At 62.2% G+C, this 16732-nt stretch carries 27 protein-coding genes; 18 read left to right on the top strand and 9 right to left on the bottom strand.

The window, feature by feature from the left end:
• Positions 1 to 49 precede the first annotated feature (49 nt).
• From FJ986_RS21560 to FJ986_RS21580, 5 genes are all read left to right on the top strand, one after another.
• Positions 50 to 325 carry a type II toxin-antitoxin system RelE/ParE family toxin gene (locus FJ986_RS21560; RefSeq protein WP_140675572.1) on the top strand — a complete coding sequence of 92 codons (276 nt, stop codon included), beginning with the start codon at positions 50 to 52 and terminating at the stop codon, positions 323 to 325.
• Between the two features lie 27 nt (positions 326 to 352).
• Positions 353 to 661, top strand: coding sequence for a HigA family addiction module antitoxin (locus tag FJ986_RS21565; protein WP_140516860.1), 309 nt, complete (start codon positions 353 to 355; stop codon positions 659 to 661).
• A gap of 129 nt (positions 662 to 790) precedes the next feature.
• Complete coding sequence (locus tag FJ986_RS21570; RefSeq protein WP_140556066.1) at positions 791 to 973, top strand: hypothetical protein; 183 nt, start codon at positions 791 to 793, stop codon at positions 971 to 973.
• Positions 974 to 1127: 154 nt separating this feature from the next.
• Entirely contained in the window at positions 1128 to 1553 is a 426-nt protein-coding gene (locus FJ986_RS21575; protein WP_140495994.1) for a glyoxalase/bleomycin resistance/extradiol dioxygenase family protein, read from the top strand.
• A gap of 113 nt (positions 1554 to 1666) precedes the next feature.
• Positions 1667 to 2020 (top strand): DUF1428 domain-containing protein, encoded by a 354-nt coding sequence (locus FJ986_RS21580; protein ID WP_140675575.1) that lies wholly within the window; start codon positions 1667 to 1669, stop codon positions 2018 to 2020.
• A gap of 51 nt (positions 2021 to 2071) precedes the next feature.
• Here the strand turns inward: FJ986_RS21580 and FJ986_RS21585 are convergent, their stop codons facing one another.
• Together FJ986_RS21585 and FJ986_RS21590 are read right to left on the bottom strand one after the other, a co-directional pair.
• Positions 2072 to 3706: a tetratricopeptide repeat-containing sulfotransferase family protein gene (locus tag FJ986_RS21585; protein WP_140675578.1), complete on the bottom strand. Its 1635-nt coding sequence runs from the start codon at positions 3704 to 3706 to the stop codon at positions 2072 to 2074.
• 187 nt (positions 3707 to 3893) lie between these two features.
• On the bottom strand, positions 3894 to 4118 hold the full coding sequence (locus tag FJ986_RS21590; protein ID WP_140516868.1) for a hypothetical protein: 225 nt from the start codon (positions 4116 to 4118) through the stop codon (positions 3894 to 3896).
• A 325-nt stretch (positions 4119 to 4443) separates the two neighbouring features.
• On the opposite strand from FJ986_RS21590, the gene FJ986_RS21595 reads away from it, so the two are divergent.
• The 5 genes from FJ986_RS21595 to FJ986_RS21610 all read left to right on the top strand — a co-directional run bounded on the left by FJ986_RS21595 (position 4444) and on the right by FJ986_RS21610 (position 5860).
• Positions 4444 to 4650 (top strand): cold-shock protein, encoded by a 207-nt coding sequence (locus tag FJ986_RS21595; protein ID WP_023809797.1) that lies wholly within the window; start codon positions 4444 to 4446, stop codon positions 4648 to 4650.
• Between the two features lie 168 nt (positions 4651 to 4818).
• On the top strand, positions 4819 to 5088 hold the full coding sequence (locus tag FJ986_RS21600) for a hypothetical protein (RefSeq protein WP_140516870.1): 270 nt from the start codon (positions 4819 to 4821) through the stop codon (positions 5086 to 5088).
• Positions 5085 to 5366 carry a hypothetical protein gene (locus tag FJ986_RS21605; protein WP_140556070.1) on the top strand — a complete coding sequence of 94 codons (282 nt, stop codon included), beginning with the start codon at positions 5085 to 5087 and terminating at the stop codon, positions 5364 to 5366. The genes FJ986_RS21600 and FJ986_RS21605 overlap by 4 nt, the downstream gene beginning before the upstream one ends.
• A gap of 42 nt (positions 5367 to 5408) precedes the next feature.
• A complete protein-coding gene (locus FJ986_RS30535) occupies positions 5409 to 5546 on the top strand; it encodes a hypothetical protein (protein ID WP_181165218.1) in 138 nt (45 codons plus the stop codon).
• Between the two features lie 89 nt (positions 5547 to 5635).
• Positions 5636 to 5860, top strand: coding sequence for a hypothetical protein (locus FJ986_RS21610; RefSeq protein ID WP_140496001.1), 225 nt, complete (start codon positions 5636 to 5638; stop codon positions 5858 to 5860).
• Positions 5861 to 5938: 78 nt separating this feature from the next.
• Here the strand turns inward: FJ986_RS21610 and FJ986_RS21615 are convergent, their stop codons facing one another.
• The gene (locus FJ986_RS21615) at positions 5939 to 6343 is read right to left on the bottom strand and encodes a Kazal-type serine protease inhibitor (RefSeq protein ID WP_140516872.1); all 405 of its coding nucleotides are present in this window, start codon (positions 6341 to 6343) and stop codon (positions 5939 to 5941) included.
• A gap of 581 nt (positions 6344 to 6924) precedes the next feature.
• On the opposite strand from FJ986_RS21615, the gene FJ986_RS21620 reads away from it, so the two are divergent.
• From FJ986_RS21620 to FJ986_RS21630, 3 genes are all read left to right on the top strand, one after another.
• Entirely contained in the window at positions 6925 to 7137 is a 213-nt protein-coding gene (locus FJ986_RS21620) for a cold-shock protein (protein ID WP_006202520.1), read from the top strand.
• 322 nt (positions 7138 to 7459) lie between these two features.
• On the top strand, positions 7460 to 7672 hold the full coding sequence (locus FJ986_RS21625) for a cold-shock protein (protein WP_006202521.1): 213 nt from the start codon (positions 7460 to 7462) through the stop codon (positions 7670 to 7672).
• Positions 7673 to 7862: 190 nt separating this feature from the next.
• A complete protein-coding gene (locus FJ986_RS21630) occupies positions 7863 to 8285 on the top strand; it encodes a BA14K family protein (protein WP_140516874.1) in 423 nt (140 codons plus the stop codon).
• Positions 8286 to 8372: 87 nt separating this feature from the next.
• Here FJ986_RS21630 and FJ986_RS21635 read toward each other — a convergent pair whose 3' ends face one another.
• From FJ986_RS21635 to FJ986_RS21645, 3 genes are all read right to left on the bottom strand, one after another.
• A complete protein-coding gene (locus tag FJ986_RS21635; protein ID WP_140496004.1) occupies positions 8373 to 9011 on the bottom strand; it encodes an MBL fold metallo-hydrolase in 639 nt (212 codons plus the stop codon).
• Between the two features lie 170 nt (positions 9012 to 9181).
• Entirely contained in the window at positions 9182 to 9496 is a 315-nt protein-coding gene (locus FJ986_RS21640) for a hypothetical protein (RefSeq protein ID WP_140496005.1), read from the bottom strand.
• Positions 9497 to 9642: 146 nt separating this feature from the next.
• A complete protein-coding gene (locus FJ986_RS21645; protein WP_140496006.1) occupies positions 9643 to 10536 on the bottom strand; it encodes a branched-chain amino acid aminotransferase in 894 nt (297 codons plus the stop codon).
• Positions 10537 to 10794: 258 nt separating this feature from the next.
• Between FJ986_RS21645 and FJ986_RS21650 the strand changes: the two genes are divergently transcribed.
• From FJ986_RS21650 to FJ986_RS21665, 4 genes are all read left to right on the top strand, one after another.
• Positions 10795 to 11328, top strand: a complete 534-nt coding sequence (locus FJ986_RS21650; RefSeq protein WP_181165219.1) for a MarR family transcriptional regulator — start codon at positions 10795 to 10797, stop codon at positions 11326 to 11328.
• The gene (locus FJ986_RS21655) at positions 11315 to 12034 is read left to right on the top strand and encodes a response regulator transcription factor (protein ID WP_140496007.1); all 720 of its coding nucleotides are present in this window, start codon (positions 11315 to 11317) and stop codon (positions 12032 to 12034) included. Before FJ986_RS21650 ends, FJ986_RS21655 begins: the two co-directional genes overlap by 14 nt.
• 48 nt (positions 12035 to 12082) lie before the next feature.
• Positions 12083 to 13498: an ATP-binding protein gene (locus FJ986_RS21660; protein WP_140496008.1), complete on the top strand. Its 1416-nt coding sequence runs from the start codon at positions 12083 to 12085 to the stop codon at positions 13496 to 13498.
• Positions 13499 to 13746: 248 nt separating this feature from the next.
• Positions 13747 to 14769, top strand: a complete 1023-nt coding sequence (locus FJ986_RS21665) for a glycosyltransferase family 1 protein (protein WP_140649725.1) — start codon at positions 13747 to 13749, stop codon at positions 14767 to 14769.
• A 13-nt stretch (positions 14770 to 14782) separates the two neighbouring features.
• Here the strand turns inward: FJ986_RS21665 and FJ986_RS21670 are convergent, their stop codons facing one another.
• From FJ986_RS21670 to FJ986_RS21680, 3 genes are all read right to left on the bottom strand, one after another.
• Entirely contained in the window at positions 14783 to 15142 is a 360-nt protein-coding gene (locus tag FJ986_RS21670; RefSeq protein WP_140496010.1) for a tRNA-binding protein, read from the bottom strand.
• Between the two features lie 16 nt (positions 15143 to 15158).
• Positions 15159 to 15659, bottom strand: coding sequence for a YbjN domain-containing protein (locus tag FJ986_RS21675; RefSeq protein ID WP_127855850.1), 501 nt, complete (start codon positions 15657 to 15659; stop codon positions 15159 to 15161).
• A 316-nt stretch (positions 15660 to 15975) separates the two neighbouring features.
• On the bottom strand, positions 15976 to 16278 hold the full coding sequence (locus FJ986_RS21680) for an accessory factor UbiK family protein (RefSeq protein WP_140496011.1): 303 nt from the start codon (positions 16276 to 16278) through the stop codon (positions 15976 to 15978).
• A 214-nt stretch (positions 16279 to 16492) separates the two neighbouring features.
• On the opposite strand from FJ986_RS21680, the gene FJ986_RS21685 reads away from it, so the two are divergent.
• A complete protein-coding gene (locus FJ986_RS21685; RefSeq protein WP_031250360.1) occupies positions 16493 to 16732 on the top strand; it encodes a BrnA antitoxin family protein in 240 nt (79 codons plus the stop codon).

Here is a 16732-nt window from a genome sequence, read left to right on the forward strand (position 1 = left end):
ATCCGCTTACAGGTCCTTGAATCTTGTAAGCGATCTGTTTACATACGTCATGATCAAGTCTTTCAGGAACAAGGCCCTGTCAGAGCTCTTTCAAGCCGGGAAAACCGGCAAGATCGACACCAAGATGCACAAGCGCGTTCTTGTCCGGCTTGACCGCCTGGAAGCTTCAGAAAAGCCGGAGGAGATGAACCTTCCTGGCTTTGCCTTCCATGCGCTGAGAGGCTTCGATCCCATCCGTTACACGGTCCACGTCAACGGCCCGTGGTGCATCACGTTTGAATTCGACGGCAAGGACGCCCGCGTCGACTTCGAGCAATACCGCTGAGGCGGCCAGATTGGAGAAGTTCGATCTATGAGCGTGCACGAGCCGACGCGTCCTATCGAGCGCTGTCCCTCCCACCCGGGAGCGCTGCTTGAGGACATTATCCCGGCAACTGGAAAGACCAAGGTGGAAATTGCAAAGCTGCTCGGCATCTCCCGGCAGCAGCTCTATGACATCATCCGCGAAAAGAAGCCGGTTTCACCGGCTGTGGCCGCCCGCCTTGGGAAGCTGTTCGGCGACGGAGCCGCGATCTGGCTTCGCATGCAGGCAGCTTTCGATGCCTGGCATGCCGAACGTGAGGTGGATGTTTCGGCTATTCCGACGCTCAAGGTCGCGTAGGCCGTGGCGCTCGAATGAGAAATTAAACGCTGCGAGAAAAAAAACGACGACCTGTCGGATCGCCTGAACCTGCCTCGTCCTTGGGATGCCGACACGATGATGCCGGCGCCAACCCAGGGAGAATGCATCATGTCCGTCCTTTCCTCCATCGGCCGCATCGCAACCCGATATGCGGCGGCGCGTGCCCGCCATCGTAGCGAGCGCATCCTGCTTTCGCTCCCCGCCGAACTGCGCAAGGACGTTGGCTTTCCGGAGCTCTTCGACGCGCAGAACAGCCGCCGCTCAGCCGCCGTCTCGGCCAAGGTCATATGAGCGGCCGAGCCATGCGTCTATCGCTTGAGTTCTCCGGTCGCCCGGCCAGTCCGGGCCCGGCCCTCGAGAAAAATTTCAAGCCCATGTAGGACCGCCGTCACCTCGCGCGTCCTATGGTCCGCAAGGCCAAATCAAACGTGAAGAGGAACACGCAATGACCGACCAGACCCCTGTGCAGCCCAAGGCGAAAGTGCTCGGCGGATTGACCCCCTATCTGCAGGTGGACGGCGCCTTCAAGGCTGCCGAATTCTACCAGAAGGCGTTCGGCGCCGAACAGGTCTTTGCCTACCCCGCGGACGAAAAAGGCCGCACGATGCATGTCCACCTCCACATCAACGGCTCGACGCTGATGTTGGGCGACGCCTATCCCGAGCACGGCCACCCGCACCAAGCGCCGCAGGGCTATACGCTCCAGCTTCATCTCGGCAGCGACGAGATCGACGGCTGGTGGCAGCGCGCGGTCGACGCCGGCTGCGAGATCGTGACGCCGCTGCAGGTGATGTTCTGGGGCGACCGCTGGGGCCAGGTGAAGGACCCTTTCGGAGTCGCATGGGCGATGAACGCTCCAGTGGAGCAATAACCGTCGCAATTCGATAGCGGGCGTCAGCACTCTCGGCGAGAAGTGCGCGCCCACCTGCCCCGGGTCGCATCCCTGCCGGCCCGGCGCCGGATGCAGCAAACAAGGAGATTGCCATGTCCTATGTCGACGGTTTCGTGCTTGCCGTGCCAAAGGCAAAACTCGACGATTACAAGAAGCTGGCCAACACCGCCGGCGCCGTCTGGAAGGAACACGGCGCGCTCGCCTATGTCGAGTGCGTCGGCGACGATGTGCCTTATGGCGAGGTCACGTCGTTTCCACGCGCCGTGCAGGCCAAGGACGACGAAGTCGTCATCTTTTCCTGGATCGTCTACAAATCCAGGCAGGACCGCGACGCGGTCATGGCCAAGGTGATGGCCGATCCACGATTGCAGCCGGATATGTCGACAATGCCGTTCGACGGCAAGCGCATGATCTTCGGCGGATTCCAGGCGTTCATGGAGTTGTAGGCAACGCACTTGGGCGGAGCGGGAGCGCTCCGCCGGAAATGCCGAGCCGCATTAAGCCAGTCTGTCCAGCAGGGGCTTCAGCCTGTCGCCGTAGCGCTTCCACAGGTCGACCGAGCCTTGATACATCGGCTGGCGCACCTGCGCGGCGGAAGCCGTGCGCACCGGCCGGTCGGTCTGGTGGAACGACAGCACGGCATCGTCCCATGGCAGCCCGAGATAGTCGATCAGCGCCCGGCTCTGGCCTTCCTGGTCGGCGACGAAATCCTCGTAGCGCACATCGTGCACGACGCCGGGCAGCACCTTGTGCCAATGCGCCATGATGTCCGTGTAGAGATTGTGGAAATCGGCGAGTTCGCCCAGATCATAGCCGTAGCGGTGGCTGTCGCCGCGGAAATGTACCTTGTAGATCGAAAGGCAGGTTGCCGCCGCATCGCGGGCGCAATGGATGATCCTGGCCTTTGGCATCATCATGTGGATGAAGCCGACAAGCAGGAAGTTGCCCGGCATCTTGTCGGTAACGTGGCGCATGTGCGGATAGCGGGCATGCAGCATGTCGAGATAGGCACGTCCCGCCTCGGCAAAATCCGTATCGGGTACATCCGAAACGCCCCAGGGGAAGCCGCCGGGCATGGTCGCCGGGAACTGCCTGCCGACCGCCGTCTTCAGGATACCGAGCTCGCCGGCCCCGTAGACCTGCGGATGGCTGGCGATGATCTGCTCGACCAGCGTCGTGCCGGAACGAGGCATGCCGACGACGAAGATCGGCGTATCGTCGGAGATCGGGCTCGGCCTGTGCTTCTGGAAGAAATCCCTGTCGAACACCGTTTTCATAGCCTCGAATTCGGCGCGTGTCTTTTCCGCGTCGTAGTCGATGCCTTTGCGGCGGATGGCATTGCCTTCGGCGAAATAGTCGAAGGCTCTGTTATAATCCTTCAGATCGTCGTTGACCTTGCCGAGGCCGAAGGCAAGCTGCATGCGCGCCAGGCTGTCCGGCAGCGCCTTGGCGTGCTGGGCCTCCATCCCGGTCAATTCGGCATCGCGCTCCTTCTGACGCTTGACCTGCGTCAGCATCAGCCAGGCGCGCGCCATGCCGGGATCGGCCGCCAGCGCCTGCCGGAAGAGGTCGGCCGCCTCGTCGAGCTCGCCTTTTTCCATCAACCCGACGCCCAGCCCGTGCAGCAGTTCGGCGTCCTTCGGACGGATCGACAGCGCCTCGCGAAAGACGGCCAGCGCCTCGTCCAGGCGCCCCGCTTCCTGCAAGGTTTCGGCAAGCCCGATGCGGGCGCGGAAATGGAAGGGATTGCGCGCGACCGTGCCGCGATAGATCTCCTCGGCGCCCTCGAACTGGCCAAGCTGTTTCAGTGACGAGCCGAGATTGTCGCGCGCCGCGAGTTGGTCCGGCCGCAGCGCCACCGCGCCACGGAAGAAGTCGGCGGCCGCCGCGACACGGCCGAGATCGCGCATCACCGTGCCGAGGTTGTTGAGGAAATCCGGATTCTTCGGCTGCAAGCGCACCGATTGCTCGAGGAGACCGAGCCCCTCGGCGCTGCGCCCGGTCTGGTGCAGCAAAAGACCGAGAAAATGCGCAGCCGCCGCATGGTTGACCTTGTGCGTCAGCACTTGCCGATAGAGCGCCTCGGCCTCTTGCCGCCGCCCCGCCTGATGCAGTTGCAGCGCCCTCTGCACATGCTGGTCGAGACTCGACGGCGGCTGTCCGCCCGAGCCGGAGTTGGCGCCAGCACCCGCCGCTCGTCTCTGATCTCTGTTAATGGGAAACCTGCCGTGTTTGTCCGCCTGCCGCGATCTAGGCCATTGGCGCGGCGGGTTCAAGGCTTTGCTTGGTTTCTTGCGCTTGCCATCGGCGCGGACAAGATCAAATCAGCCGGTTGGTCTCGGCCGTCTGCCTGGCGCGCCGAACCGTTCCGTCAGTATCGGCGATCGTCCGCCTTTCCGCCTCGTCGCTCCTGACGGTCAGCCGCGCCGACTTGACGATCATAGGTTTGCCGGTACGCCCGATGGCGACGGCATATGCAGTGGCCGGCCTGATGGGCGGGTTGATCGCTGTGGTATTGCCTCGTGAGCTTCTCGCAGAAACCATGGTTTTTGTCCTTTTTTTGGAGAAATAAAACGCAAATTTCGGGAGCGGACCCCAAAATGATTTTTTGAGAATTTTTGGAAAATATCATCAAACCATAGCAGAGTTTTTCAAATTAACGCAGCAATCTTTTTCCTTTGGCTTACTTATTTTTCCAAATCTTCTTGAAAACCATGCAAAGTCGAGCTACATATATATGAGTGTTTGGGCCAGAATTGGCATTTCGCGGCGTCAGAGGTTCTCGACCCGCCAATCTCATTCCAAATCATCGATATCGGCAGCGCGGCGCATTTGCTCCGCGACCGTTCTCATTCTTCGAAAGATACCCATGAACACCGGAACCGTGAAATTCTACAATGGCCAGAAGGGTTTTGGCTTCATTCAACCAACCGACGGCGGCAAGGACGTTTTCGTCCACGTCAGCGCATTGGAACGCGCGGGCTTTCCTGGCCTCGCCGAAGGCCAGAAGCTGCAATTCGAGTTGGAGCGTGATACCAAGGGCCGCGAGTCGGCCGCCAATTTGCAACTGATCTGATCCGGCCGAATTCGATGACCGCTGACCACGGATGTACTGGCAGCTCTCGAAAATGGCTTATTTCCAGCGATTGCCGGAAATAGGAAAGCGGGGCTCGTCCCCGCTTTTTTGCTTTGAGGCTCTCCGCCTCGCATGTCGCCACAGGGCGTAAAACATCAAGGCAGGACAATGCCGGACCGCACGACCCATTCCGTCGCACATTTCATGGCTCCTTTCGTACTCGGCGGGCTGGAAGGGCAACTGCCGGCGGGCGACTACGACATCGATCACGACGAAGAGCTGATCGAGGGCATGTCGCGGCTTGCCTGGCGCCGGGTCGCCACCTTCATCCATTTGCCGGCAAGAGCGGTGAAAAACCCGACCACCAGTCAACTCGTCGCCATCGATTACCTGGACCTCGAAACAGCGCTGAAGCGCGACAGGGAGAATGCAGCATGATCCGTTTCCAGCAGAATGCGCGTCCGCGCACCGACACGCCCTCGCATCTCTTCGCCGTCGGCCAGACCGTGCGCATGAAGAGCCGCACAGGGCTCCTCAACAAGACTGCGGAGCTGTTCGAGATCAAGAGCAGGCTGCCGGTCAAGGACGGCTCCCCGCAGTACCGCATCCGCAGCGAGCAGGAGACCCACGAGCGGGTCACCACGGAAGACAATCTCGAACCAGCCGACAATCCGATTGGTGACAATCCGACTGTTGGCAACAATCCGGCGGTCTGAGACCCCGGCGCCGCCAGACCACCAGCACGAGGAGCAGACAAGATGGCCAAGGGTCAACAGCGCAGCAACCGCGAAACACGAAAGCCCAAGAAGGACAAGGTGGTGGCCAAGCCCGCCTCCCCGTTCGGCTCGTCGGTCAAGCAGGCCGAGAGCGGCCTGAAGCCTAAATCGAAGAGCTGATCGCGGACGACTTCTTCCGCGCCCATCCCTGCCGCAGAATCTCCTGCCGGAGAATCTCCCTGGCGGAACAACGCATCATGGAGGCGTCCTTGAATTTCGTCATCGAGTTTTACCGATCGCGCGAAGCCGAGGAAGCGACGCTCGACAAGGTGTCGCTGGAAGCCCCTACCCTGCGCGCAGCCTGGCAGGGCGCCACCGCGCTCTTCCATACGCTCGCAATGCCGCAAATCCCCGACCGCGTGCGCATCTGCGATGAGCACGGCAGCGAGCTTTACTCCGGGCCGGCCGACGGCGCCTATCCATCCGCGTTGTGACCGTCACACGTCCCCGAAATTTGTTTTAGACGGCATCCGCGTTTTCCCAAGGTGCGGAAAAGACGAACACCCGGCCTTTCAGCAGCGGCCCCCGCCAACGATGCGGTAGTCGGCGGCGCGTGCCTCGCAGGCGTTGGGGAAGGTTCGCAACTCTCCGCCGCGCCGGGCGCAGACCGGCGCGTATTCGCGGGTGCAGAAAGTCTGCTCGCCGCCACCCTCGCCGCCGTCACGGCAGGGACCGTCGCGCACGATGCGATAACCCGCCCGGTCGGCAAGACAGGCATTGGCGAAGGTCTGGCGGTCGCCACCGCGCCGGGCGCAGACGGGCTCGTACTGTTTGGTGCAGAATTGCGGTCCCGGCCGCGGCGGCCGTGGCCGCGGTCCCGGGCCGTCGTCGACGACCACTGTACAGGCGGCAAGAACAGCCGACAGGAACAGGACGACAAAACCCTGTCGCGAGAAGATTGCCGCAAGAAACCTCATGATCGTCTCTCCCTCGATCCTCGCCTCGCTGCGTGCCGCTCCAAATACGCAGCTGTTCGGGACAATGATATTCACGAAGCAAAGGCTCAAACCAGTCGCGCTGTTGCGATCCTCCGCATTCCATCGCCGATTGCAACCCTCGTTTGCAGCCGGCTGCTAAAAAGAACGTCGCCTGGATTATCCCGGCGCCTCGCACCGCCAGCCGTCGCCGCCGCTGGCCCATGCGTGACGGGGCTGTGGCCGATGACCCCTCAGGCAACGAGGCCTATTTGCGGCGCGTCGATGCTCGGATTGGTCGATTCATGCGTCGGGACGCGCCCATCGGGGGCGGCCCGCGGCGCTATCTTGCAACCTTCACTTTTCCGTGCGATAAATTCCGTGTTCGGGCATTTGCGACCCGGAGAGCGGAACGTTTTGGACGACCTTTCCCCGATACTGTGAATCTCTGACGGCCCCGTTTTTCGGCGGGGGGTTTGACCATGCGCCAATGCATGACTGCCGAAAGCTACCACCGGGAACTGCCCTCGACGCGAGGTGGCGGGCAGGACCATCAAGACTGAACGGGTGAAGGAGTTTCCCCAATGGCCCAGACCGGCACCGTTAAATTCTTCAACGCGACCAAAGGCTTCGGTTTCATCACGCCCGACGGTGGCGCCAAGGACGTATTCGTCCACATTTCCGCGATCGAGGCCTCGGGCCTGCGCACGCTCGTCGACGGCCAGAAGGTCACCTTCGACGTCGAGCCGGATCGGATGGGCAAAGGCCCCAAGGCCGTCAACCTCCGCGCCGCCTGAGCCATCGGCCAGCAGCACGCCCTTCCTGGCCGTGCGACTGAGGCTCCGAAGCTTGAATGACTTCGGAAGAGGCAAACGAATTTTGAAGGCGCGGCGATTTTCGTCGCGCCTTTTTCATGTCGCAGCGCAGCAAAAATGCTGTCGCCCCAAAGTGGATCCGGTGTCGGGTCAACGACATGCATCATAATGAAAACTTAAAGCGCGACGCGCTTTAAGTGCCCGCAAAACTTTCTCTTGCCGATGACGCTAAAATAAAGGACAAATTTCCATTCGGGCATTTGCCGGCCCGAGACTGGAGTTTATGGGATCAAAGGAGCTTCCCATGCCGCAGACCGGCACCGTCAAATTCTTCAACCATGCCAAAGGGTTCGGCTTCATCACACCGGATGATGGCGCGAAGGATGTCTTCGTTCATATTTCGGCCGTGCAGGCGTCGGGTCTTCCCGGTCTTGAGGATGGGCAGAAAGTGACATTCGACACCGAGCCTGACAAGCGCGGCAAGGGTCCCAAGGCCGTCAACCTGTCGATCGGCTGAGCCTGCTCCGGAACGGCGGCTGTTCTGGCAGGACAGCTTCGCTCCCTGGAGCGTTCGATAGTTGATGCCCGTGCCCTCCGGTCAGGCAAAAATTCGTTCAGCCCCCGTTCAGCCACGGTCTCATATTAATCTTTCGTAAAGCCGGACCGCATCCCCGGAATTCTTACGGGCCGGCACGAAGGAGATCGACATGAACCGAATTTTCAAGACAGCCGTGCTGTCCGCCGCAGTGGTTGCCACCACGTTCGCGGCCTTGCCCGCGGCCAATGCGGGCGATTGGCGTCACCGCCACCATCATGACCATGGCGATGCCATTGCCGCCGGCGTCCTCGGCCTCGCGGCCGGCGCGCTGATCGGCGGTGCGTTGGCCAACCAGCAGCCGCCGCCCCGCGACTACTACGATGATGGCTATTACGATCGCGATGTGCGGATTCGCCCGGCGCCGGTCCGCCGCTACTATGCCGAACCGCAAGTGGTCTACGCCGACCGCTATGCCGAACCGTGGACGCGCGGCTGGTACGACTATTGCTCCGACCGGTACCGCACCTTCAACGCCCGCACAGGCACCTTCACCGGCAATGACGGCGAGCAGCATTTCTGCACCGCTAACTGATCAAGGGCTCCCCTGCCTCAACAAAAGCGCTGACCGCAAGGCCGGCGCTTTTTTGTCAAGCCGGCACCGGCTTCGGCGCGACGCGCTTCACGTCAAAAACGGATTGCTCCGCCGCTCCTCGCCGAAACGCCCGCCCGGACCGTGGCCGCAGATGAAGCCGATGTCGTCGCCGAGCGGCAAAAGCTTGTCCTTGATCGAGGCGATGAGTGCCGCATGATCGCCGCCCGGCAGGTCGGTGCGCCCGATCGAGCCGCGAAACAGCACGTCCCCGACATGGGCGAATTTGGCCGCGCGGTTGTAATAGACGACATGGCCGGGCGCGTGGCCGGGGCAATGCAGCACCTCGAAGAGATGCGAGCCGAACGAGACCGTCTCGCCTTCGGTGAGAAACCGGTCGGGCACGCAGTTGCGCACGCCGGCAATGCCATAGCGCTCGCCCTGGTTCTCAAGATTGTCGAGCAACATCCTGTCGGCCTCGTGCGGGCCGATGATCTCGACACCGAGCGCTTCCTTCAACTCCATCGCGCCGCCGGCATGGTCGATATGACCATGCGTGATCCAGATCGCGCCGGCCGATATCGCATTGTCCTTCAGCGCCGCCAGCACCTTGTCGATATCGCCGCCCGGATCGACGACGACACCGTGCTTGTCGTCCATGTCGAACAGGATCGTGCAATTCTGCTGGAAAGGCGTGACCGGCACGATGCCGGCATTGAGCTGACCCATGATCGTCCTTTCGATATTCTCGCCGTGATGTAGAGGCGCGAGCGAAGGGCGTCCACCCTTGGGATCGGTCGTTCCAAAGCGCGTCGCGTCGAAACGCATTCATGCGGCGCGCTCTGGAAACAGAAATGGGCGGCCGAAGCCGCCCATTTGGCCAGCCCGAGATCGCAGGCTTACTTCTTCATGGCGCCCATGACCGCGCCGATAATGCCGGTCAGGATCGCGCCGCCGCCGGCGCCGCCGACGATGTTCTGCAGGTTGAGCGCGCTGCCCAGACCACTCGTCGCTGCCGCAGCCGCTGCCGGATCGACTGTGCCGCCGAGCAGGCTGCCGAGGATCGCCGCGCCGCCGACGCCGCCAATGGCGCCGCCCAGGATCTTGGGAAGCTGCCCCAGCGCCGCCGTCTTGATCGCCGCGCCGACCGCCTGACCACCGATGATGCCTGTAATGATCTGAACGATGATCGGAAGAAGCGTATTCATGTCCATCTTACCAGTCCCTCCATAGCTGCCAGCCTCCCGGGCCGACACCATCATGGAGACGCTGAATTCGGCGAAAGTCAAATGCAGAAACGCTGAAATAAAAGGGGCGGCCCGAAAACCGCCCCTGCTTGCGTGAAAAGCTGTGACTTTCGTTATTCTGCGGCGATCGCGTGCTTCGGCTGAACGGCCGCAGAATAGTCATTCATCAGAGTCTTGGCGATCTCGCCGACCTCGAATCGGTACGGCCCGATCTCCGAAACCGGGGTCACTTCCGCTGCCGTTCCAGTCAGGAAGCACTGCTCGAAGCCCTCGAGTTCTTCCGGCATGATGGCGCGCTCCACCACCTCCAGGCCGCGGTCCTTGGCGAGGCCGATGACCGTGCGGCGGGTGATGCCGTCGAGGAAGCAGTCCGGCTTTGGCGTGTGGATCCTGCCGTCCTTGACGAAGAAGATGTTGGCGCCGGTGGCTTCCGCGACCTGGCCGCGCCAGTCGAGCATCATGGCGTCGGCATAGCCCTTGGCCTCGGCGGCATGCTTGGACATGGTGCAGATCATATAGAGGCCTGCAGCCTTCGATTTGGACGGCGCCGTGCGCGGGTCGGGCCGGCGCCACTCAGCCATATCGAGACGTATGCCTTTCAGCTTCTGCGCCGGATCGAAGTAGCTAGGCCACTGCCAGATGGCGATGGCGCAATTGATGCGGTTGTTCTGCGCCGAAACGCCCATCTGCTCGCTGCCGCGCCAGGCGATCGGCCTGACATAGGCATCCTTGAAGCCCTGCTTCTTCAGCAGGGTACTGGAGGCGTCGTTGAGCTCGGCCACCGAATAGGGGATCTTGAAGCCGAGCAGCCGCGCCGATTCATGCAGGCGCTCGGTATGCTCGTTGAGCTTGAAGATCTCGCCACCATAGGCGCGCTCGCCCTCGAACACCGCGCTGGCATAGTGCAGGCCGTGGGTCAGCACATGGATCTTGGCCTCGCCCCATTGCACGAACTCGCCATTCATCCAGATGAAGCCGTCCAGTTGATCAAAGGGAACGGATGCCATGGTAACCTCCCGCGGGCGGCAGCCCGCATATCGTTGTTCGTTGCGTGCTCTTGTCGGCCGCGCCAACTGGTTGGGGCGCCTGCCGCTGTCTGGAAAGGTAGGCGGATAATCGTGCTCTGGCAAACTCAGGAAGTTCCGGAAAACCCGGCCTGTCTTGCCTTTTCGTTCGCAATCCGCCCAAAACCTTGTCAAAAATTACCATTGCAGGGAAATTACGTCAATAGTACTGACATAATCTTCCCTGCCCATGGAGAAAAGATGACGGATCGAAGCCGAGCAGCCGGGACACCGATCAGGACCGCGATGTCAATCGAGGATGGCATTGATTTCGCCCTCATCGAGCTGTTTTTCTTCGCCTATCGCGATTTCACCTCGGATCCCGATCAGATCCTGGCCGACTATGGCTTCGGCCGCGCCCACCACAGGGTGCTGCATTTCGTCAACCGCAGGCCGGGCCTGACGGTCGCCGAACTGCTCGATGTCTTGAAGATCACCAAGCAGAGCCTGGCGCGCGTGCTGAAGCAGCTGATCGACACCGACCATGTCGTGCAGTTGCAAGGGCCGCGCGATCGTCGCCAGCGCGAACTGTATCCGACCGCCAAGGGCCGCGCGCTGGCGCTGGCACTGGCACGGCCACAGTCGCGCCGCATCCATGCTGCATTGGAAGATTCCGGAGCCGCCGAACGGACCCAGGTGGAACGCTTCCTCGAAGCAATGGTCAATCCGGAACTGAGAGCCCAGATCGACGTTGGGTCCGCAAAAATGTCAGGGAAAAGCCATGGAGAGCACTGAACGCGCTGATCACGCGGCCGCACCGGACGACGATGCGCCGCATTTGCTTGTGGTCGATGACGACACCCGCATCCGCAACCTGCTCAAGCAATATCTGACCGAAAACGGTTTTCGCGTCACCGTCGCCGGCAATTCGGGCGAAGCCCGGCGCAAGCTCGCCGGCCTCGACTTCGATCTTCTTGTGCTGGACGTGATGATGCCCGGCGAAAACGGCGTCGATCTGACCAAGGCGCTGCGGGCCGAGAAGAACGTGCCGATCCTGATGCTGACAGCGCTATCGGAGACCGACAGCCGCATCACCGGCCTGGAGGCCGGCGCCGACGATTACCTGCCAAAGCCTTTCGATCCGCGCGAATTGATCCTGCGCATCAACAACATCCTGCGCCGCGGCGGCCCTGCGACCACGCCCAAGGTGGAGCAGCTCGTCTTCGGTCCCTACACATTCCAGATCGCCAGGCGCGAATTGAAGCGTGGCGGCGAGGCGCTGAAGCTGACCGATCGCGAGCAGGAGATCCTGGCGATATTCGCCGCGCGCGCAGGCGAAACCATTCCACGCCACGAACTGGTCGGCGACGAATCGGATGTCGGCGAACGCACCATCGACGTCCAGATCAATCGGCTGCGCCGCAAGATCGAGCGCGATCCCTCCAATCCGGTCTGGCTGCAGACGGTCCGCGGTATTGGGTATCGGCTCAGCGTCGAATAGACTACCGCCTTCGGCCTGCCTGACGGCCACGGAGCGAGCGAAAGGTGAATGGCGACCACGGAACTGGAACAGCCGGAATCTGACGGCTTGAGCACCCGCTCCACACGGCTGCTCAAGAGGGGTCCGCGCGTCTGGAACCGGTTCTGGCGCCTCGTTTCGCTCTACATGCCCAAGCGCCTCTACGCGCGCTCGCTGATCATCGTCATCGCGCCGATGATCCTGCTGCAATCGGTGGTCGCTTTCGTCTTCATGGAGCGGCATTGGGCGACCGTGACGCAGCGCCTGTCGCAGGCGACCGTGCGCGACATCGCCGCCATCATCGACCTGATCGAGACCTATCCGCACGACGCCGACTACGCCAACATCATCCGCATCGCCCAGGACCGCATGCAGTTGAAGGTCGACCTCCTGCCGCCCGACCCGCTGCCGCCGCCTGGGCCGAAGCCGTTCTTCTCCATCCTCGACGACGTTCTCTCCGCCGAGATCACCCGCCAGATCAACCGGCCGTTCTGGATCGATACGGTCGGCAACTCCAACATCATCGAGGTCCGCGTCCAGCTCGAAGGCAAGGTGTTGCGCGTCTTCGTGCGCCGCAGCCAGGCCTATGCTTCGAACACGCACATCTTCCTGATCTGGATGGTCGGTACCTCGCTGGTGCTGCTGATGATCGCCATTCCCTTCCTGCGCAACCAGATCCGGCCGATCCTGACGCTGGCCGAAGCCGCCGAAAGCTTCGGCAAGGGCCGGCCGATGCCGCGTGATTTCCGCCCGCGCGGCGCGGAGGAGGTCCGCCGCGCCGGCTTTGCCTTCATCCAGATGCGCGAGCGCATCGAGCGCCAGATCGAACAGCGCACCGCCATGCTCACCGGCGTCAGCCATGACCTCAGAACCATCCTCACCCGCTTCAAGCTGCAGCTGGCGCTGGCGGGCGGCAAGGCCGAGACGAAGGCCGCGCTCAACCAGGACATCGACGACATGCAGTCGATGCTCGAAGGCTATCTTGCCTTCGCCCGCGGCGAGGCCTCGGAAGACACCGGGCGCTTCGATCTCGAAGCCTATTTCCAGAAGCTGAGCGAGGAAGCTCGGTTGCGCAAATGCAAATTGTCGACGACGCTTTCCGGCGATCCGACCGTGCATGTGCGGCCGAACGCCTTCGCCAGGCTGATGTCGAATGTCATCGGCAACGCCTTCCGCTACGCCAAGACGGTGGAAGTGGCCGCCAATCATGGCCGCGGCTCGCTCGTCGTCACCATCGACGATGACGGTCCAGGCATTCCAGCCGAAAAGCGCGAAGAGGTGTTCAAACCCTTCATGCGGCTCGACGAGGCCCGCAATCTCGATGCCAGCGGCACTGGCCTCGGCCTGTCGATCGCCCGCGACATCGCCCGCAGCCATGGCGGCGACATCACGCTCGACGTCAGCCCGCTCGGCGGCTTGCGCGCCGTGATCAAGGTTCCGGCCTGACAGGGACTTAATCGCGGGAAGCGGAAATCGTTTCGGGACGAGGTCATGTTCGGCCGATTTCATTGGCGCGTCATGAAACCATGCTGAAGAGCGCGCATGAAGCGCGCGACCTCACTTGATTCGAGCCCGCCGTCTGACTTCGATCCCGTGCCCGCCCGGGTGTGCTGGAGCGAAGCGAGGGCAGCAGGCTGGTCGCCGTCCGGGCATCGGGCCGAGGCAACCGCCGACCTTTCGAGCAAAGGCCCGCCATGCGCATATTGATGGTCACCGACGCCTGGCGCCCGCAGGTCAATGGCGTCGTCCACACGCTGGAGCGGCTCACCGAGACGCTGAAATCGTTCGACGTCGCGGTGGATTTCCTGACACCCAACATCTTTCACACTTTGCCCTTGCCGACCTATCCCGATATCCGCCTGGCGCTGACCACGCCAGGTCATGTCGCGCGCCTGATCGAGGCCTACAAGGCAGACCACATCCACATCGTCACCGAAGGTCCGCTCGGCATCATGGCGCGGCGCTACTGCCGCAATGCCGGCCGGCCGTTTACCACCAGCTACCACACACGCTTTCCTGAATATCTCAGCGCCCGGCTGCCGGTGCCGGAAAGCTGGGCCTATCGCTGGCTGCGCGATTTCCACAATTCCGGCCAAGGCACGCTGGTCGCGACGCAGTCGCTGGCGGATGATCTTGCAGCGCGCGGCTTCAACAAGCTGAGGCCATGGACGCGCGGCGTCGACACCGATCATTTCCGGCCCGACAAGAGGAAGGATCTCGGCTTCCCCGGCCCGTTGTTCCTCTGTGTCGGCCGCGTCGCCATCGAGAAGAACCTCTCCGCCTTCCTCGATCTCGACCTGCCCGGCAGCAAGGTGATTGTCGGCGAGGGCCCGGAACTGGCGAAGCTCAAGGCGCGCTACCCCGCCGCGCATTTTCTTGGCCACCGCCCCAACGATGAACTGGCCGAAATCTACGCCTCGGCCGACGTTTTCGTCTTTCCGAGCCGCACCGACACCTTCGGCAACGTCATCATCGAAGCGCTGGCCAGCGGCACGCCGGTCGCCGCCTTTCCGGTCACGGGACCGATCGACATCGTCGGCGACGGCTTCGGCGGCGCGGTCTCCAACGACCTGCGCGCGGCATCGCTCGCCGCCCTCGATGTCGACCGCGCCCAGGCGCGAGAACGCGCTATGCGCTACAGCTGGAAAGCCTGCGCGGAAATGTTTCTCGATACGGTCCAGGAGGCGCTGGGCACGACGCGGAAGCTGGCCGCCTGACGCTCCCTCTCGGCTAAAACAGCCGCCCGCCGTCCGGCACCTTGCGCTCGATGGCGCCGAGCACCACGGCGCCCTCCTCGTCGGGAAAGCCGAGCGTCAGCACTTCCGACATGAATGGCCCGATCTGGCGCGGCGGAAAATTGACCACCGCGAACACCTGCCGGCCGATCAGCGTCTCGGGCGTATAATATTTGGTGATCTGCGCCGACGATTTCTTCACCCCGATCTCGGGGCCGAAATCGATCTTGAGCTTGAACGCCGGCTTGCGCGCCTGCGGAAACGGTTCGGCCTCGATGATCGTGCCGGCACGGATGTCGACACGATCGAAATCGGCGAAACTGATCTCGGGCTTGCGCTCGCTGCTTGAACTCATGTCGAAGGCATCTTGGTCAGGCGTTGCCGAAAGTCTCGAACAGCACCCCGGCCAGCGCGTCCTTGGCCGATGTGCCGGACCAGACGACGAACTGGAACGCCTGGAAGTAGCATTCGCAGGCCTCCAGCGCCGACGACAGCAGCACCTCCACCTGCTGGCTCGAAGGCTCGACCCCGCCGGCCAGAAGCAGCGACTGGCGGAACATGATCGCGCCTTCCTGCTCCCACAGGTCGAAATGGCCGAACAGCATCTGTTCGTTGATCAGCGACAACAGCCGCATCACTTCCAGCGCGCGCGCCTCCGGCACCTTGATGTCGAAGGCACAGGCCAGATGCAGCGCCTCGAAATCCTCCATCCACGAGAAGGAGACGTGATAGTCGGTCCAGCTTCCGGCGACCGAGATCGAGATTTCGTCGTCGCCGGCCCGTTCGAAGGACCAGTCATTGTTGTGGGCCACCTGCTCAATGACATCCACCGGATGGATTTCGCGGGAGAATTCGAGTTCGAGAAGTTCCATGGAATGCTTCCTGTGTTCAGGGGAGCGCCACACGCTCCGCGGGGCACACACGACGAACAATCTGATCTAGAACTCGGACGGCCAGGACTTCTCGACGCAAAGACCCCAGACCGGACCCCACCGCCCGGCGCATGACCCTGCTCCGAATCATGCAACAAATTCAGTCTATTGATCGGGAGTCGCGTGAACAGCCCAATTTTTCGCGCTGCGTCATTCGCATGTGGAAAGGCGCTGTCACACAGAGTCACGCAATGCCGGTAAGCGATTCACGGCAAAGCGCTTTTCAGGCTGGTGCTTTGTGGAAAAGTTTAACGAATTATTTTTTCGGCCTGGGCTTTGCGGAAGCCGCAGGTGTGGCCTGCCCGGTCAGTTCGGCAAGCCTGGCCTCAAGCGCCTCGATGCGGTCGGCAAGGCGAGCATTCTCTTCCCTGGCCTTGGCGGCCATCTCGCGCGCGGCCTCGAACTCCTCGCGCTGCACCACGTCCATCGAATTCAGGATGCGTTCGGCCTGTCCCTTGAAGGCGGTCTCCACCTCGCGCCGCACGCCCTGCGCGGCGCCCGCGGCATCGGTCATCAGCTTGGCGAATTCGTCGAGAATGCGGTTCGGTCCGGTCGACATGGCAAATCCTCGGTTGCTGAAATTGAGTTAGTAGTGCCGCGCGCCGAATGCAAGAACGTTGAGGGTTGCCGTTCCATCTGCGTTGCTGTGGCGCATGGCAGTGCCATTCCTGTAAGAAGCTCCCGAACGGCGCCAGAGCTGTACTTGAGGGCGCAAGCTCGCCTATTGTGTTCTCGTCTCGTATTGCCTCAAGCACACTTCAGTCAGGTCACCAATGGCAACCCCTCCGCGCCGACCGACCAATCCGATGGCAGCCGCCGAAGCTGCCTTCAAACCGGTGAAGAAGCCGGCACCGCCAATTCGCGAAGCTTCGGCCGCGCCGAACGTCCGCGAGCTTGTTTCGATCCGGATCGACCGGGCCGTGCTCGATCATTTCCAGGAAGATGGCCCCGGCTGGCAGGACAGGATCAACGACGCGTTGCGGCAGTTGGTGGCCGCCAAGCCAAGGGATTGA

It is taken from the genome of Mesorhizobium sp. B1-1-1 (genome assembly GCF_006442955.1).
In the GTDB taxonomy this organism is placed as follows: Bacteria; Pseudomonadota; Alphaproteobacteria; order Rhizobiales; family Rhizobiaceae; genus Mesorhizobium.

What these genes read in the sequence shown, in the direction of transcription:
- FJ986_RS21675 (WP_127855850.1), bottom strand. Translation starts at nt 15,659, where the DNA reads ATGGAACTTCTCGAACTCGAATTCTCCCGCGAAATCCATCCGGTGGAT.
- FJ986_RS21645 (WP_140496006.1), bottom strand. Translation starts at nt 10,536, where the DNA reads ATGGCATCCGTTCCCTTTGATCAACTGGACGGCTTCATCTGGATGAAT.
- FJ986_RS21660 (WP_140496008.1), top strand. Translation starts at nt 12,083, where the DNA reads ATGGCGACCACGGAACTGGAACAGCCGGAATCTGACGGCTTGAGCACC.
- FJ986_RS21620 (WP_006202520.1), top strand. Translation starts at nt 6,925, where the DNA reads ATGGCCCAGACCGGCACCGTTAAATTCTTCAACGCGACCAAAGGCTTC.
- FJ986_RS21625 (WP_006202521.1), top strand. Translation starts at nt 7,460, where the DNA reads ATGCCGCAGACCGGCACCGTCAAATTCTTCAACCATGCCAAAGGGTTC.
- FJ986_RS21595 (WP_023809797.1), top strand. Translation starts at nt 4,444, where the DNA reads ATGAACACCGGAACCGTGAAATTCTACAATGGCCAGAAGGGTTTTGGC.
- FJ986_RS21575 (WP_140495994.1), top strand. Translation starts at nt 1,128, where the DNA reads ATGACCGACCAGACCCCTGTGCAGCCCAAGGCGAAAGTGCTCGGCGGA.
- FJ986_RS21640 (WP_140496005.1), bottom strand. Translation starts at nt 9,496, where the DNA reads ATGGACATGAATACGCTTCTTCCGATCATCGTTCAGATCATTACAGGC.
- FJ986_RS21670 (WP_140496010.1), bottom strand. Translation starts at nt 15,142, where the DNA reads ATGAGTTCAAGCAGCGAGCGCAAGCCCGAGATCAGTTTCGCCGATTTC.
- FJ986_RS21565 (WP_140516860.1), top strand. Translation starts at nt 353, where the DNA reads ATGAGCGTGCACGAGCCGACGCGTCCTATCGAGCGCTGTCCCTCCCAC.
- FJ986_RS21600 (WP_140516870.1), top strand. Translation starts at nt 4,819, where the DNA reads ATGCCGGACCGCACGACCCATTCCGTCGCACATTTCATGGCTCCTTTC.
- FJ986_RS21665 (WP_140649725.1), top strand. Translation starts at nt 13,747, where the DNA reads ATGCGCATATTGATGGTCACCGACGCCTGGCGCCCGCAGGTCAATGGC.
- FJ986_RS21680 (WP_140496011.1), bottom strand. Translation starts at nt 16,278, where the DNA reads ATGTCGACCGGACCGAACCGCATTCTCGACGAATTCGCCAAGCTGATG.
- FJ986_RS21655 (WP_140496007.1), top strand. Translation starts at nt 11,315, where the DNA reads ATGGAGAGCACTGAACGCGCTGATCACGCGGCCGCACCGGACGACGAT.
- FJ986_RS21615 (WP_140516872.1), bottom strand. Translation starts at nt 6,343, where the DNA reads ATGAGGTTTCTTGCGGCAATCTTCTCGCGACAGGGTTTTGTCGTCCTG.
- FJ986_RS21685 (WP_031250360.1), top strand. Translation starts at nt 16,493, where the DNA reads ATGGCAACCCCTCCGCGCCGACCGACCAATCCGATGGCAGCCGCCGAA.
- FJ986_RS21590 (WP_140516868.1), bottom strand. Translation starts at nt 4,118, where the DNA reads ATGGTTTCTGCGAGAAGCTCACGAGGCAATACCACAGCGATCAACCCG.
- FJ986_RS21570 (WP_140556066.1), top strand. Translation starts at nt 791, where the DNA reads ATGTCCGTCCTTTCCTCCATCGGCCGCATCGCAACCCGATATGCGGCG.
- FJ986_RS21630 (WP_140516874.1), top strand. Translation starts at nt 7,863, where the DNA reads ATGAACCGAATTTTCAAGACAGCCGTGCTGTCCGCCGCAGTGGTTGCC.
- FJ986_RS21560 (WP_140675572.1), top strand. Translation starts at nt 50, where the DNA reads ATGATCAAGTCTTTCAGGAACAAGGCCCTGTCAGAGCTCTTTCAAGCC.
- FJ986_RS30535 (WP_181165218.1), top strand. Translation starts at nt 5,409, where the DNA reads ATGGCCAAGGGTCAACAGCGCAGCAACCGCGAAACACGAAAGCCCAAG.
- FJ986_RS21580 (WP_140675575.1), top strand. Translation starts at nt 1,667, where the DNA reads ATGTCCTATGTCGACGGTTTCGTGCTTGCCGTGCCAAAGGCAAAACTC.
- FJ986_RS21635 (WP_140496004.1), bottom strand. Translation starts at nt 9,011, where the DNA reads ATGGGTCAGCTCAATGCCGGCATCGTGCCGGTCACGCCTTTCCAGCAG.
- FJ986_RS21650 (WP_181165219.1), top strand. Translation starts at nt 10,795, where the DNA reads ATGACGGATCGAAGCCGAGCAGCCGGGACACCGATCAGGACCGCGATG.
- FJ986_RS21605 (WP_140556070.1), top strand. Translation starts at nt 5,085, where the DNA reads ATGATCCGTTTCCAGCAGAATGCGCGTCCGCGCACCGACACGCCCTCG.